Below are 12,882 nucleotides of genomic sequence, written 5' to 3'. Positions count from 1 at the left end.
CGCGTACGACCCCGGTATGACCGCCCGGTCCCACGGCATACGACCTCGGGTGCTGCAGCGGGCACGACGAAGGGGCCGGGGACCGTGGTCCCCGACCCCTTCGGTCGGTCAGTGCTGGCGGGCCGTGCCCGGTGCCGTCAGCGGTCGGTGCCCGTCACCCCGGCGTCCGGGTAGACCTGGTCGTCGGGCACCGTCGAGGGGCCGGCCGTCACGTTGACACCGAGCGCCTCGTCGAGGGCAGCACCCTCGGGAAGCTCCGGCAGGTCGTCGGCCGGCCGGTGGGCGTCGGGGTGGGCCATGTTGGAGAAGGTGAACTTCTCCTCCTTGCCCTCGCCCTCCGTGTCGACCTTGACGTACTGGCCGGACGTGAACTCGGCGAAGAGGATCTTCTCGGACAGGGCGTCCTCGATCTCGCGCTGGATGGTGCGGCGCAGCGGGCGCGCACCGAGCACGGGGTCGTAGCCCTTCTTGGCGAGCAGGTCCTTGGCCGCGGGCGTGAGCTCGATGCCCATGTCCTTGTCCTTGAGCCGCTTGTCGAGCTTGGCGATCTCGAGGTCGACGATCTGCGTGATCTCGGCCCGGGTGAGGTGCGGGAACACGATGGTGTCGTCGACGCGGTTGAGGAACTCGGGCCGGAAGTGCTGCTTGAGCTCGTCGGTGACCTTCGCCTTCATCCGCTCGTAGTCCGTGCGGCTGTCGGGCCCGGCCGAGAAGCCCATGTTGGCCTTGGAGATGTCCCTCGTGCCGAGGTTGGTCGTCATGATGATGACGGTGTTCTTGAAGTCGACCATCCGACCCTGCGAGTCGGTGAGGCGGCCGTCCTCGAGCACCTGCAGCAGCGAGTTGAAGATCTCCGGGTGGGCCTTCTCGACCTCGTCGAAGAGCACGACGGAGAACGGCTTGCGGCGCACCTTCTCGGTGAGCTGGCCGCCCTCCTCGTAGCCCACGTAGCCGGGAGGCGAGCCGAACAGGCGGCTGACCGTGTGCTTCTCGGAGTACTCGGACATGTCGAGCTGGATCAGCGCGTCCTCGCTGCCGAAGAGGAACTCGGCGAGCGTCTTGGCCAGCTCGGTCTTACCGACACCGGTGGGGCCGGCGAAGATGAACGAGCCACCCGGGCGTCGCGGGTCCTTGAGGCCGGCACGCGTGCGGCGGATCGCCTGGCTGAGCGCCTTGACGGCGTCGTCCATGCCGACGATGCGCTTGTGCAGCTCGTCCTCCATGTGGAGCAGCCGGCTGCTCTCCTCCTCGGTCAGCTTGAACACCGGGATGCCGGTGCTCGCCGCCAGGACCTCGGCGATGAGCTCCTCGTCGACCTCCGCCACGACGTCCATGTCGCCCGACTTCCACTGGGCCTCACGGGCGGCCTTCTCTTGGCGCAGGCGCTTCTCGTCGTCGCGGACGCGGGCCGCACGCTCGAAGTCCTGGCCGTCGATGGCCGACTCCTTCTCGCGGACCAGCTGGGCGATCTTCTCGTCGAACTCGCGCAGGTCCGGCGGAGCCGTCATGCGGCGGATGCGCAGTCGCGCGCCCGCCTCGTCGATGAGGTCGATCGCCTTGTCGGGCAGGAAGCGGTCGTTGACGTAGCGGTCGGCCATGTTGGCGGCCGCGACGAGCGCGCCGTCGGTGATCGTCACGCGGTGGTGGGCCTCGTAGCGGTCACGCAGACCCTTGAGGATCTCGATGGCGTGCGGCAGCGTCGGCTCCTGCACCTGGATCGGCTGGAAGCGCCGCTCGAGGGCCGAGTCCTTCTCGATGTGCTTGCGGTACTCGTCGAGCGTCGTGGCACCGATCGTCTGCAGCTCACCGCGGGCCAGCATCGGCTTGAGGATCGACGCGGCGTCGATGGCGCCCTCGGCGGCACCCGCACCGACGAGCGTGTGGATCTCGTCGATGAAGATGATGATGTCGCCGCGGGTGCGGATCTCCTTGAGGACCTTCTTCAGCCGCTCCTCGAAGTCACCGCGGTAGCGGCTACCGGCCACGAGCGAGCCGAGGTCGAGGGTGTAGAGCTGCTTGTCCTTGAGCGTCTCGGGCACCTCGCCCTTGACGATGTCCTGGGCGAGGCCCTCGACGACGGCGGTCTTGCCGACGCCGGGCTCGCCGATCAGGACTGGGTTGTTCTTGGTGCGGCGGGACAGCACCTGCATGACCCGCTCGATCTCCTTTTCACGCCCGATGACCGGGTCGAGCTTGCCCTCGCGGGCCGCCTGCGTGAGGTTGCGACCGAACTGGTCGAGCACGAGGGAGCCCGCGGGCGTGCCCTCGGTCTGGCCCTGGCCGACGCCGGCGCCGGCCTTCTCGCCGCTCTGGCCACCCTGGTAGCCGGAGAGCAGCTGGATGACCTGCTGACGCACCTTGTTGAGCTCGGCGCCGAGCTTGACGAGCACCTGGGCGGCGACGCCCTCGCCCTCGCGGATGAGGCCGAGCAGGATGTGCTCGGTGCCGATGTAGCTGTGGCCGAGCTGGAGGGCCTCACGAAGGGAGTACTCGAGGACCTTCTTGGCCCGCGGCGTGAAGGGGATGTGGCCGGTCGGGGCCTGCTGGCCCTGCCCGATGATCTCCTGGACCTGGGCGCGAACCGCCTCGAGCGAGATGTCGAGGGACTCGAGGGCCTTCGCGGCGACGCCTTCGCCTTCGTGGATCAGACCCAGGAGGATGTGCTCGGTCCCGATGTAGTTGTGGTTGAGCAGGCGTGCTTCCTCCTGCGCGAGGACAACCACCCTCCGGGCCCTGTCGGTGAACCGTTCGAACATGTTCTTCTCCTGACTGATCGAGAGACATCTCGATGCTATCCGTGCCCGCTGTGGACGAGCACAACCCGACCAACGCGAGCCGGGTGCGTCCTGTTCCCATCCTGAGCGTGATCGGCTCAGGTTCCGCCTCTGTTCGCCGTGGGCGGACAGAACGGGCGCGTCCTACGTGGCTCCTACTCGGGAAGACGGCATGCGCCCCGCCCGCGTTCGACGGTCAGCGTCCCCACCCGACGTCGGAGAGCCGCTGCCCGCCCTCGAGGCGGACGCGCCGGGACGTGATGCGCACATGGGGTCTGCCGTCGTCCGGTGTGTCGTCCGGTGTCATGTCCAGACGATCCAGCAGGTCAGGTCTTGCGCGCCGCCGTCTTCCACAGGCGGCGGATCGGGTGCCGCGGCGCGCGACGGGCGCGTTCAGGAGTGCGGTCAGGGGTGCGTGGTGGCGAACTGTTCGTGGAGAGCCCTGATCTCGGCCTCGAGCTCGGGGGCCGGGCCGTCGACCACCGCGCCCGGCACGACGTCGCGGATCGACAGCGCCGCGACCGGCGATGCCGGCGCGCCCCACGCCGAACGCCACGCCCCCAGCTGCTCCGAGCTGGCGGCGTACACGATGCGCGCGAGGCCCACCCAGGCGTGCGCGGCCGAGCACATCGGGCAGTGCTCGCCCGACGTGTACACCGTCGAGGCCGCGCGCTCCTCGGCCGTGAGGTGCGCGCCGGCCCAGCGGGCGATCGCGAACTCCGGGTGCTGTGTCGCCTCGATCGCGACCACGTGGTTGTGGTCCTCGAACAGCACCTCGCCGTCGCCCGACACGAGCACCGAGCCGAACGGCTCGTCCCCCCGTTCGAGAGCGAGGCGCGCGAGGGAGACCGCCCGCCGCAGGTGCTCGAGATCCACGTCGCTGACCGTCATGCCACCCTCCCCGTCACCAGGGCGAACGTCACGAACGCCCCACCGTCGGCCTCGAGCATGCCCTGGACCGGCGAGGTCGGCTGGCCCTTGAGCTCCATGACCGCACGCTCCCACAGCAGCCAGTTGGCGCACGCGTCCTGCTGCGTGCGCGCCGTGACGCCGCTGAATGCCCGGCTGAACTCCCACTGGCTGCGCAGCCAGTCGGCGGTGTGCCAGGCGGAGGTCTCGGCGCCGACCACACGGTCGATGTGCTCGGGGATCTCGCCGAGCTCGCGCACCTCGGTGGTGAGGGCGGGCGTCGCGACGCCGAGCTGCCCGCCGGGCTTGAGGAACTTCGCGAGGTAGGGCGGGTAGTGGTCGCCGGTGCCGAAGTACTCCCATGCGTCGATGCTGACGATGGCGTCGAACGAGCCTCGCCCGAAGGGCAGTGCGTGCGCGTCGACCCGGACCGGCAGCACCCGGTCGTCGACACCTTCCTTGCGGAAGACCGCCCCGGCCTCGCTCGGGTCGACCCACAGGTCGGCTGCCACCACCTGCACGCCGTACTCCTTCACGAGGAAGACCGAGGTCGCGCCGAGGCCCGACCCGAGGTCGAGCACGCGCATGTCGGGTCGCAGGTCGAGGTCGGCCGCGAGGTCCTCGAGCAGCCAGAGCGGGTGCGGCCCCATGTCGAGGTCGACGAGCCACTTGGCGTCGTACTTCGACGACCGTGGGTAGGCGTCTCGGGTCAGGTGGTCGAGGGCGGGCATGTGCCGATCCTCCGTGACGAGTCCGTATGCCGTCGAGCCCGTTTCACGGAGCGGCGCACCTGCCGGCCCGGTGCGTCAGTCGACGCGCGCGAGCACGTCCGGGGTGAGCGACGCAAGCGAGGTGTGACCCGTCAGGGCGAGCTGCAGGTCGAGCTCGGCCCGGAGGTTGCGCAGCACCTGCGACACGCCGTCGGCGCCGGCGAGCGCGAGGCCGTAGACGTGCGGACGGCCGACGCCCACGGCGGTGGCGCCGAGGGCGAGGGCCACGAAAGCGTCTGCGCCGCAACGGATCCCGCTGTCGAAGATCACCGGCATCCTCGAACCCGCACCCCGCACCACCTCGACGACGTCGGGCAGGGCGTCGAGGGCCGCGACAGACCGGTCGACCTGACGCCCACCGTGGTTGGAGACGTAGATGCCGTCGACACCGGCGTCCACGGCCCGCCGCGCGTCCTCGGGGTGCAGGATCCCCTTGAGCACGATCGGCAGCGACGTCAGCGACCGAAGGCGCGGCAGGTCGTCCCACGTCAGCGAGGGCCGGCTGAACACGTCGAGGAACGTCTCGACGGCAGCACGCGGCTCGGGCGCGGTGAGGTTGTGCCGGGTGGCACCGGGGTGGTTGCGCGACATGGCGAGCAGCGTCGCGACCGCGGCCGGCGTCGGTCGTGGGCGCGGCTGGGGCGCTGCCGCCGCCACCCGCTCGGCGACGAGCCGCCGGAAGACCGGGTCCGACGTGTACTGCGCGATGCCCTCGCCGCGCGCGAACGGCAGGTGCCCGAGGTCGAGGTCGCGCGGCCGCCAGCCGAGGTATGCGGTGTCGAGCGTGACGACGAGGGCCTCGCTGCCGCACGCCTCGGCACGCGACACGAGGCTCTCGACGAGGTCGTCGTCGTTGCTCCAGTAGAGCTGGTACCAGTGCCCGGAGCCGGCGAGCGCGCGGGCGATGTCCTCCATCGGCACCGACGCCTGCGTGCTGATGACCTGGGTGACGCCCTGCTCGCGGGCTCCCCGGGCGACGGCGAGGTCGGCCTCCTCGTGGGCCATCGACAGCACGCCGATGGGGGCGACGAGGAACGGGCTCTCGTGCCGTCGGCCGAAGAGCTCGACACCGAGGTCGCGCTCCGTCGTGTCGACGAGCATGCGCGGCACGACCCGCCACCGGTCGAAGGCCTGCGCGTTCGCTGCGGCGCTCGCCTCCGACCCCGCGGACCCCGCGACGTAGGCAAAACCCCTGCGGGACATGGCCTTCCGTGCAGCCGTCTCGAGCCGGGCGCCGTCGGTCGGGACCTCCGGTCGGTGGCCGAAGGCACCTGCGCGGTAGATGGCGGACTGCACGGTCCGGCCGAAGCCCTCCGACGGCATACCTGCTCCTCGCGTCGCGGCCGGGCGCATCGTCGCGCCCGGACCTCGCCCATCCTGCTACGTGCGGTCGCTCCGCCGGCGCGTCACCACGTGACCGAGATCGACTCGCGCCACCAGCGCTCGAGGTCGTCCACCGGCTCGGCGGCGCCGCGGCTCCAGAGCCGCAGGTAGAGCTCGACGGGACGGCCCGTCCAGACCTGGTCGACGTCTTTCGTGTCGGGGGAGCCCGGCCGCACCCTCCGGGTCGCGACCGGCCGGCCGGTCGCGAGGTCGACGAGCCAGGCAACGTCGCAGCCGTCGGGGGCCACGAGCAGGAGTGTCGAGTCCGTGGACCCGTCGGGGGAGGCTCCCTTGCGGCTGCGGGTGACGAAACCGACGAGCAGCTCGTCGATGCCGTCGACGGCGACCTCGGGGGCGATCCACGTCTCCTCGGCGCGGGCCGGTCGACCCAGCCGTGCGCCCAGGGCGTCGACCGCGTGGATCGTCGTCTCGTGGCACTGGCGCCGGGTCCAGAAGAGCCGGGGAGGCGGGGCGTCCTTGAGGAAGACGAGAGCCTCGAGGTCGTCGGGAGCGTCGACGATCGCCTGCAGCAGGCCGGTCGCTCCCTCGTCGAACCACCCCAGTACGTCCGGCGAGGCGCGACCCTCGACCTCGAGCTGCTCGGGCTGGTCGACCGGCCTCCCTCGGAGGTGGCTCGCCGCCCAGCGGTGGACCATGCCCTGGTGGGCCACCAGGTCGAGCACGGTCCAGCCGGGGCAGGTGGGCACGGGCGCGTCGAGGCCGGCGGCCATGCTGTTGGCGCGCAACACCGTCGACGCCGCTCCGAGCGCGTCACCGAGGCCGTCGACGGAGACGCCGAGTGGTCCGGGTGTCCGTAGCGCGTCGTCGTCGAAGGTCACCGTCACAGCTCCTGCACGTGTCGGGCCAGCAGGGCCAGGGCGGTCGACCCCTTCTCGTTGGCGACCTTGCCGTCGGGGGAGGCGTAGGTCAGTCGCAGCAGCACGTTGCCGACCTGCACGACGCCGACGTAGGCGTGCACGGTGCCGGTGGCGGACTCACGGGTCAGGTCGACCCGGCCCAGCGGCATACCTTCTGCGACGTCGCGTCGCTGGTTGGCCACCGTCGTCGTCGCGCCCTTGCCGGGCCCGGGTGCCCGGCATGACGCAGCGGCGTCGAGGACCGGCTCGGCGGCCCTGGCCGCCGTGGCGATGTCGGGGTAGGTGATGGCGGCGACGTCGGCGCGAACGCCGGCCGAGCCGTCCCACGACCGGGCGTACGCGTCGGGCCCGGCGGCCCTCGCCAGCCCCGGGGTGCCGGGGCAGGCTGCCACGTCGACGCGCCCGCCCGAGGCGGAGCGGGTCAGCCCCGACACGTCGTAGCCCTCGAGGTATGCCGTCACGGCTGCGGGTTCGTGCACGCGCGGCGGCGTCAGGCTCGACGGGGGAGCGAGCGGCTCGTCCGGCGTCGTCGCTGCCGTCGTGACGGCGCCCTTCGTGGAGGGGATCGCCTCGGACGTCGTGGCGGCCGGGTCGGAGCACGCAGCCAGCCACGGGACGAGGGCGAGCGGGGCCACGGCAGCCAGGAGGGCTCGGGTCGGCGGTCGACGCATGGCAGCGAGTCTGCCCCATGGCGCCGCGCTCACCGGGGAGCGGGCAGGCAGCCTGTGGCGACGGCGGTAGATTTGCCGGGCGGGTCGGCCACCGTCGCCCGCCGCAGTCCCCGACAGCGCGGGGCCGGCACCCCGGTCCCGACATCCCGACACCACCCGAGCACCACCCGGAGGCCCCCGTGGACGCCAGCGACCTGCTGCGCAACTCGCTCCTGCAGCTGTCCAAGCAGGAGAAGATCCGAGACGTCATCGAGAAGGCGCCTGTGTCGCGCTCGGTCGTCAAGCGCTTCGTCCCCGGCGCCGAGCGCGCCGACGTCGTGGGTGCCGCCGCCGAGATCTCCGCCTCCGGCCGGCTGTCGACGATCGACTACCTCGGCGAGGACACCACCGACATCGCCCAGGCCCGGCACACCCGCGACGCCTACGTCTCGCTCCTCACGGCGCTGCGCGACCAGGGCCTCACCGAGGGTGGCACGGTCGAGGTGTCCCTCAAGCTGAGCGCCCTGGGCCAGGCCCTGCCGGGCGACGGCAACGCGATCGCCCTCGACCATGCCCGTGAGATCTGCCGGCTCGCCGCCGAGGCGGGCACGACCGTGACCCTCGACATGGAGGACCACACGACGACCGACCTCACGCTCGACGCGCTGCGCGAGCTCCGCGCGGACTTCCCGACGGTCGGTGCCGTGCTGCAGGCGTACCTCTACCGCACCGAGGCCGACTGCCGGGACCTCGCACACGCCGGTTCGCGTGTGCGCCTCTGCAAGGGCGCCTACAAGGAGCCCGAGTCGGTCGCCTTCCAGGCCGGCGCCGAGGTCGACAAGTCCTACGTCCGCTGCCTCAAGATCCTCATGCAGGGCGAGGGCTACCCGATGGTGGCCTCGCACGACCCTCGGCTCATCGAGATCGCAGGGGCGCTCGCGGGCCAGGCCGGGCGCGACCCGAAGTCGTTCGAGTACCAGATGCTCTACGGCATCCGCCCCGACGAGCAGAAGCGCATCGCCGACCGCGGCGACCAGATGCGCGTCTACATCCCGTACGGCCAGGAGTGGTACGGCTACCTCATGCGCCGCATGGCCGAGAAGCCGGCCAACGTCATGTTCTTCCTGCGCGGCGTCGCGACCAAGGGCTGAGGGGGGCGCACCATGACGACGACGGCGATCTTCGGTGCAGGGGTCATGGGCGAGACGCTCGTCTCGGGCCTCATCCGGTCCGGACGCACGCCCGGCGACCTCGTCGTCACCGGCCGCACCCCCGACAAGGTCAACGCGCTCGCCGAGCGCCATGGCGTACGCGTCCTGCCGAACGCCGAGGCCGCCGAGGCCGCCGACACCCTCGTGCTGTGCGTCAAGCCGCAGGACATGGCCGGCCTGCTCGACGAGATCCGTGACCACGTCGCGCCCGGCAACGCCGTCGTGTCGCTCGCCGCCGGCATCACGACCGAGTTCCTCGAGTCCCGCCTGCCCGAGGGCACGTCCGTCATCCGCGTCATGCCCAACACCCCCGCGCTCGTCGACCAGGGGATGGCCGGTATCTCGCCCGGCAGCCACTGCACCGACGAGCACCTGGCCGAGGCCGAGGCCCTGCTCAGCTCGTGCGGCAAGGTCGTGCGGCTCGCCGAGAAGCACCTCGACGCGGTGACGGCGATCTCCGGCTCCGGGCCCGCCTACATCTTCTACGTCGTCGAGGCGATGATCGAGGCAGGGGTCGTGCTCGGGCTGCCGCGGGCGACGTCGACCGAGCTCGTCGTCCAGACCCTCTACGGCGCTGCGACGATGCTCCGCGAGACGCACGAGCACCCGACGGTGCTCCGCGAGCAGGTCAGCTCGCCGGGTGGCACGACGGTCGCCGCCCTGCGCCAGCTCGACGACCACAAGGTGCGTGCGGCGTTCGTGACGGCCATGGAGGCTGCGGCGGCGCGGTCCAAGCAGCTCGCGTCGGGTCAGCCCTGATCGCTCGTCCGCTCGTCGGGTTGTCCGCTCGTCGGGTTGTCCGCTCGTCGGGTTGCCGGCCCGCCGAGTCGTACTCGATGGTGCCGCGCACCCGCGTCCACGGTCCGAGGGCGTTCCTCGACGTCCAGTAGCTGTACGCGCGTGCGGTGGCGCGCACGCGACGCACGTGACGTGGGGGCCCGAGGGCGGGCACAGTGGAGGCGTGCCCGCACGCGACTCAGACCTTCCCGAGAGCGCCGGACCCGGAGGCTCCGCGGACCCCGCGGACCCGTCGGACGGCTCGTCTGCCACCTCACCGGCCGGGGCGGCACCCGCCCACGGTCAACGTATGCACCTCCACGCGGTCGCGCCCGACGACTGGCAGTCGCACCGCGACGTGCGGCTGGCGATGCTCCAGGACGCGCCGGACGCCTTCTGGTTCACCTACGCCGACGAGGCCGTCTACGACGAGGCCGACTGGCGCGAGCGCATCGAGGGAGCGTGGCTGGTGCAGGCCCGTGACGCCGAAGGGATCATCGGCAGCGCCGGGCTCGGGTCGCACTGGGAGCCTGAGAGGGCGACCACCGCGACGCTCTTCGGCATGTACGTCGCGCCGAGGGCACGTGGGCGCGGCGTGGGGGAGGCGCTGGTCCGTGCAGTGCTCGACGAGGCGCGGCGGCTCGGCAAGTCCGAGGTCCTCCTCGAGGTCACCAGCTCCAACGCGCCCGCCGAGGCCCTCTACGCCCGCTGCGGGTTCGAGCGCACCGGAGCTGTCCACGAGCACCCGCGCCGTCCCGACCTGACCGAGATCGAGATGGTGCACCGGTTCTGAGCACCACTGTCGGCCAGCGCGGTTCGTCGTCACTTCCCCGAGGATGCCGAACGTTCACCCACCCGCGGGTGCGCTCGCGCAATGGGTCGTGCGAAGGTGGACCACATGACCGACATCATCGTGCGTCCCCTCGGCGAGGACGACTGGGAGGACTACCGCTCCGTCCGTCTCTCGGCCCTGCGTGAGTCCCCCGAGGCTTTCGTCGCCACGGCCGAGGAGGAGGAGGCCTTCGACGAGTCCTTCTGGCGCGAACGCATGCAGCGGTCCGCCCGCATCGTCGCGGAGCGCGAGGGCAACGCGGTCGGCGTCGTCAGCGTCGGCACGGCCAAGGCGACCGAGGGGTCGGCGGGCGAGCTCTTCGGCCTCTGGGTGCGCCCCGAGGCGCGCGGCCTGGGCGTCGCGACCCGGCTCGTCAAGCACGGGGCCGAGCTCGCCGCCAGGCGCGGCAACTCGCACCTCGTCTACTGGGTCGGCACCGACAACGGCCGTGCCGTCGCCTTCGCGAGCGGCATGGGCTTCCGGCCCACCGACTACCGCCGCCCCATGGGGGTCGTCAGCGAGGAGGACGGCGACGAGGAGGTCGCGATGGTGCTGCCCCTCGGCGACGACCCCGGCCCCCAGCCCCACCTCTGACGCCCCGGCGCCCGGCCGGGAACCAGGCTCAGGAGCCCACGAGACGAACCCCACCATCCCGTATGCCGGGAGGGCGGGGTTCGCTTGCGCGAGAGGCGGTTTCGCTCAGGGGCGGGCCGCGAAGCGCTCGATCAGCTCGGTGGGGCCGCTGACGATGAGCATGTGGTGCGCCGAGATCTTCGTCTGCGGGACGGCGTACGTGAAGTCCTCGCCGGGGGCCTTGACGCCGACGATGGTGACGCCGTACTTGCGGCGCACCTGGCTCTGCTCGAGCGTGAAGCCGATGGTCTCGTTCGGCGGCTTGAGCTTGACGATGGCGAAGCCGTCGTCGAACTCGATGTAGTCGAGCATCTTGCCGTTGACGAGGTGGGCGACCCGTCGCCCCGAGTCGGCCTCGGGGGAGATGACGTGGTGCACGCCGATGCGGTCGAGGATGCGCTTGTGCTCGGGCGACATCGCCTTGGCCCAGATCGAGGGGACCCCGGCGTCGACGAGGTTGGCGGCCGCGAGGACCGAGGACTCCACCGACGACCCGATGCCGACGATGGCGATCTTGGGCTCGGCGTCACGGATCATGTCGAGTCCCGTCGCGTGCGACAGGTCGGCGTGCACCACCTTCGCGACCTTGTTGACGTAGCTCTCGGCGATCGCGTTGTCGCGCTCGACGGCGATGACCCGGTGCCCGAGCCGGGTGAGCTCGAGCGCCACGGCCGAGCCGAAGCGTCCCAGCCCGATGACGATCACGTCGTCGTCGAAGAGCCGGTTGCGGCCCATGGGTTGTACCTCCGTCGTCGGGGGAGCGTTTCCGCGATAGCGTCTCAATCATGCCAACTCAGGCCAGGGTCGTCTGGGACTCCTCCTTCACGAGGTACAACTTCGGCCCCACGCACCCGATGGCACCGGTGCGCCTCGACCTCACGGCACGCCTCTGCGAGTCACTCGGGATCTTCGACACCGACGGCGTCGAGGTCGTCGGGGCCGAAGTGGCCTCCGACGAGCTCCTCGCGACGATCCACGACGCCGACTACCTCGCCGCGGTCAAGGCCGCCTCGGCCGACCCGCGCTCCGCCGACGAGGCCTATGGCCTGGGCACCGAGGACGACCCCGCCTTCGAGGGCATGCACGAGGCCAGCTCGCGGGTCGTGCAGGGCACCGTCGACAGCTGCCGCGCCGTCTGGGAGGGCGAGGCCGCGCACGCCGTGAACTTCACCGGCGGGCTGCACCACGCGATGCGCGGGACTGCTAGCGGCTTCTGCGTCTACAACGACATCGCGGTGGGCATCCAGTGGCTGCTCGACCACGGGGCCGAGCGCGTCGCGTACGTCGACGTCGACGTCCACCACGGCGACGGCGTCGAGCGCATCTTCTGGGACGACCCCCGGGTGCTCACCATCTCGGTCCACGAGAGCGGCCGTGCGCTCTTCCCGGGCACCGGCTGGCCAGGCGACGTCGGCGGCAAGGACGCAGAGGGCACAGCGGTCAACGTCGCGCTCCCGCCGGGCCTGTCCGACGCCGGTTGGCTCCGCGCGCTGCACGCCGTGGCCGACCCCGTGGTCCGCGCCTTCAAGCCCGACGTCCTCGTCACGCAGCACGGGTGTGACACCCACACCGAGGACCCCCTTGCGCACTTCGCAGTCACGGTCGACGCCCAGCGCGCCGCCGCCGACGCGATGCACCGGCTCGCCCACGAGGTCTGCAACGGGCGCTGGGTGGCCCTCGGCGGAGGCGGCTACGAGGTGGTCGGGGTCGTGCCCCGCACGTGGACCCACCTCACGGCGATCGCCGCCCACGCCCCGATCAAGACGTCGGTGGAGGTGCCCGAGGAATGGCGCTCCCACGTCGAGCAGCTGTTCGGGCGGCCGGGCCCTCGGCGCATGGGAGACCTCACCGCCGAGGACGGACCGCTCTGGTGGCGGTCGTGGGAGATGGGCTACGACCCGGCCAGCGAGGTCGACCGCGCGGTCATGGCCACGCGCACCGCCGTCTTCCCCCTCCACGGACTCGACATCCACTTCGACTGAGTCCTTGGCGCCTCGCTTCGCTGCGGCGCGTGCCGCGGCGCCCTTGGCGGGCAAACCCCACTCGGATCCGGACCGAAAAAGGG

General features: G+C 71.6%; 12 protein-coding genes. 5 read left to right on the top strand and 7 right to left on the bottom strand.

Annotated features, from left to right (window positions below; all coding sequences use genetic code 11):
• Nucleotides 1–137 precede the first annotated feature (137 nt).
• From ACFQ2V_RS05035 to ACFQ2V_RS05010, 6 genes are all read right to left on the bottom strand, one after another.
• A complete protein-coding gene (locus ACFQ2V_RS05035) occupies nt 138–2,756 on the bottom strand; it encodes an ATP-dependent Clp protease ATP-binding subunit (RefSeq protein WP_386051314.1) in 2,619 nt (872 codons plus the stop codon).
• Nucleotides 2,757–3,179: 423 nt separating this feature from the next.
• Nucleotides 3,180–3,665, bottom strand: coding sequence for a nucleoside deaminase (locus ACFQ2V_RS05030; protein WP_386051312.1), 486 nt, complete (start codon nt 3,663–3,665; stop codon nt 3,180–3,182).
• The gene (locus ACFQ2V_RS05025) at nt 3,662–4,414 is read right to left on the bottom strand and encodes an SAM-dependent methyltransferase (RefSeq protein WP_386051310.1); all 753 of its coding nucleotides are present in this window, start codon (nt 4,412–4,414) and stop codon (nt 3,662–3,664) included. The genes ACFQ2V_RS05030 and ACFQ2V_RS05025 overlap by 4 nt, the downstream gene beginning before the upstream one ends.
• A gap of 75 nt (nt 4,415–4,489) precedes the next feature.
• Nucleotides 4,490–5,776, bottom strand: coding sequence for an alpha-hydroxy-acid oxidizing protein (locus tag ACFQ2V_RS05020; RefSeq protein ID WP_386051308.1), 1,287 nt, complete (start codon nt 5,774–5,776; stop codon nt 4,490–4,492).
• 83 nt (nt 5,777–5,859) lie between these two features.
• The gene (locus ACFQ2V_RS05015; protein WP_386051306.1) at nt 5,860–6,675 is read right to left on the bottom strand and encodes a maleylpyruvate isomerase N-terminal domain-containing protein; all 816 of its coding nucleotides are present in this window, start codon (nt 6,673–6,675) and stop codon (nt 5,860–5,862) included.
• Between the two features lie 2 nt (nt 6,676–6,677).
• The gene (locus tag ACFQ2V_RS05010; RefSeq protein WP_386051305.1) at nt 6,678–7,385 is read right to left on the bottom strand and encodes a hypothetical protein; all 708 of its coding nucleotides are present in this window, start codon (nt 7,383–7,385) and stop codon (nt 6,678–6,680) included.
• 179 nt (nt 7,386–7,564) lie between these two features.
• Here ACFQ2V_RS05010 and ACFQ2V_RS05005 point away from each other — a divergent pair, with 179 nt between their 5' ends.
• From ACFQ2V_RS05005 to ACFQ2V_RS04990, 4 genes are all read left to right on the top strand, one after another.
• Nucleotides 7,565–8,515, top strand: coding sequence for a proline dehydrogenase family protein (locus ACFQ2V_RS05005; RefSeq protein ID WP_386051304.1), 951 nt, complete (start codon nt 7,565–7,567; stop codon nt 8,513–8,515).
• Nucleotides 8,516–8,527: 12 nt separating this feature from the next.
• Nucleotides 8,528–9,334: a pyrroline-5-carboxylate reductase gene (proC, locus tag ACFQ2V_RS05000; protein WP_386051302.1), complete on the top strand. Its 807-nt coding sequence runs from the start codon at nt 8,528–8,530 to the stop codon at nt 9,332–9,334.
• A 328-nt stretch (nt 9,335–9,662) separates the two neighbouring features.
• Nucleotides 9,663–10,145, top strand: coding sequence for a GNAT family N-acetyltransferase (locus ACFQ2V_RS04995; protein ID WP_386051300.1), 483 nt, complete (start codon nt 9,663–9,665; stop codon nt 10,143–10,145).
• A 105-nt stretch (nt 10,146–10,250) separates the two neighbouring features.
• Complete coding sequence (locus ACFQ2V_RS04990; RefSeq protein ID WP_386051298.1) at nt 10,251–10,778, top strand: GNAT family N-acetyltransferase; 528 nt, start codon at nt 10,251–10,253, stop codon at nt 10,776–10,778.
• 105 nt (nt 10,779–10,883) lie between these two features.
• Here the strand turns inward: ACFQ2V_RS04990 and ACFQ2V_RS04985 are convergent, their stop codons facing one another.
• Complete coding sequence (locus ACFQ2V_RS04985; protein WP_386051296.1) at nt 10,884–11,552, bottom strand: potassium channel family protein; 669 nt, start codon at nt 11,550–11,552, stop codon at nt 10,884–10,886.
• A gap of 50 nt (nt 11,553–11,602) precedes the next feature.
• On the opposite strand from ACFQ2V_RS04985, the gene ACFQ2V_RS04980 reads away from it, so the two are divergent.
• Nucleotides 11,603–12,799, top strand: coding sequence for an acetoin utilization protein AcuC (locus ACFQ2V_RS04980; protein WP_386051295.1), 1,197 nt, complete (start codon nt 11,603–11,605; stop codon nt 12,797–12,799).
• Nucleotides 12,800–12,882 lie beyond the last annotated feature (83 nt).

This window comes from Terrabacter terrigena (assembly GCF_042676085.1).
GTDB lineage: Bacteria > Actinomycetota > Actinomycetes > Actinomycetales > Dermatophilaceae > Terrabacter > Terrabacter terrigena.
Note: the sequence above shows the minus strand (reverse complement) of the source record. Positions and strands in the feature narration are given on the sequence as shown.

Coding starts and splice junctions, on each gene's coding strand:
- ACFQ2V_RS04995 (WP_386051300.1), top strand. CDS start 9,663: ATGCACCTCCACGCGGTCGCGCCCGACGACTGGCAGTCGCACCGCGAC.
- ACFQ2V_RS05035 (WP_386051314.1), bottom strand. CDS start 2,756: ATGTTCGAACGGTTCACCGACAGGGCCCGGAGGGTGGTTGTCCTCGCG.
- ACFQ2V_RS04980 (WP_386051295.1), top strand. CDS start 11,603: ATGCCAACTCAGGCCAGGGTCGTCTGGGACTCCTCCTTCACGAGGTAC.
- ACFQ2V_RS04985 (WP_386051296.1), bottom strand. CDS start 11,552: ATGGGCCGCAACCGGCTCTTCGACGACGACGTGATCGTCATCGGGCTG.
- ACFQ2V_RS05030 (WP_386051312.1), bottom strand. CDS start 3,665: ATGACGGTCAGCGACGTGGATCTCGAGCACCTGCGGCGGGCGGTCTCC.
- ACFQ2V_RS05025 (WP_386051310.1), bottom strand. CDS start 4,414: ATGCCCGCCCTCGACCACCTGACCCGAGACGCCTACCCACGGTCGTCG.
- ACFQ2V_RS04990 (WP_386051298.1), top strand. CDS start 10,251: ATGACCGACATCATCGTGCGTCCCCTCGGCGAGGACGACTGGGAGGAC.
- proC (WP_386051302.1), top strand. CDS start 8,528: ATGACGACGACGGCGATCTTCGGTGCAGGGGTCATGGGCGAGACGCTC.
- ACFQ2V_RS05020 (WP_386051308.1), bottom strand. CDS start 5,776: ATGCCGTCGGAGGGCTTCGGCCGGACCGTGCAGTCCGCCATCTACCGC.
- ACFQ2V_RS05010 (WP_386051305.1), bottom strand. CDS start 7,385: ATGCGTCGACCGCCGACCCGAGCCCTCCTGGCTGCCGTGGCCCCGCTC.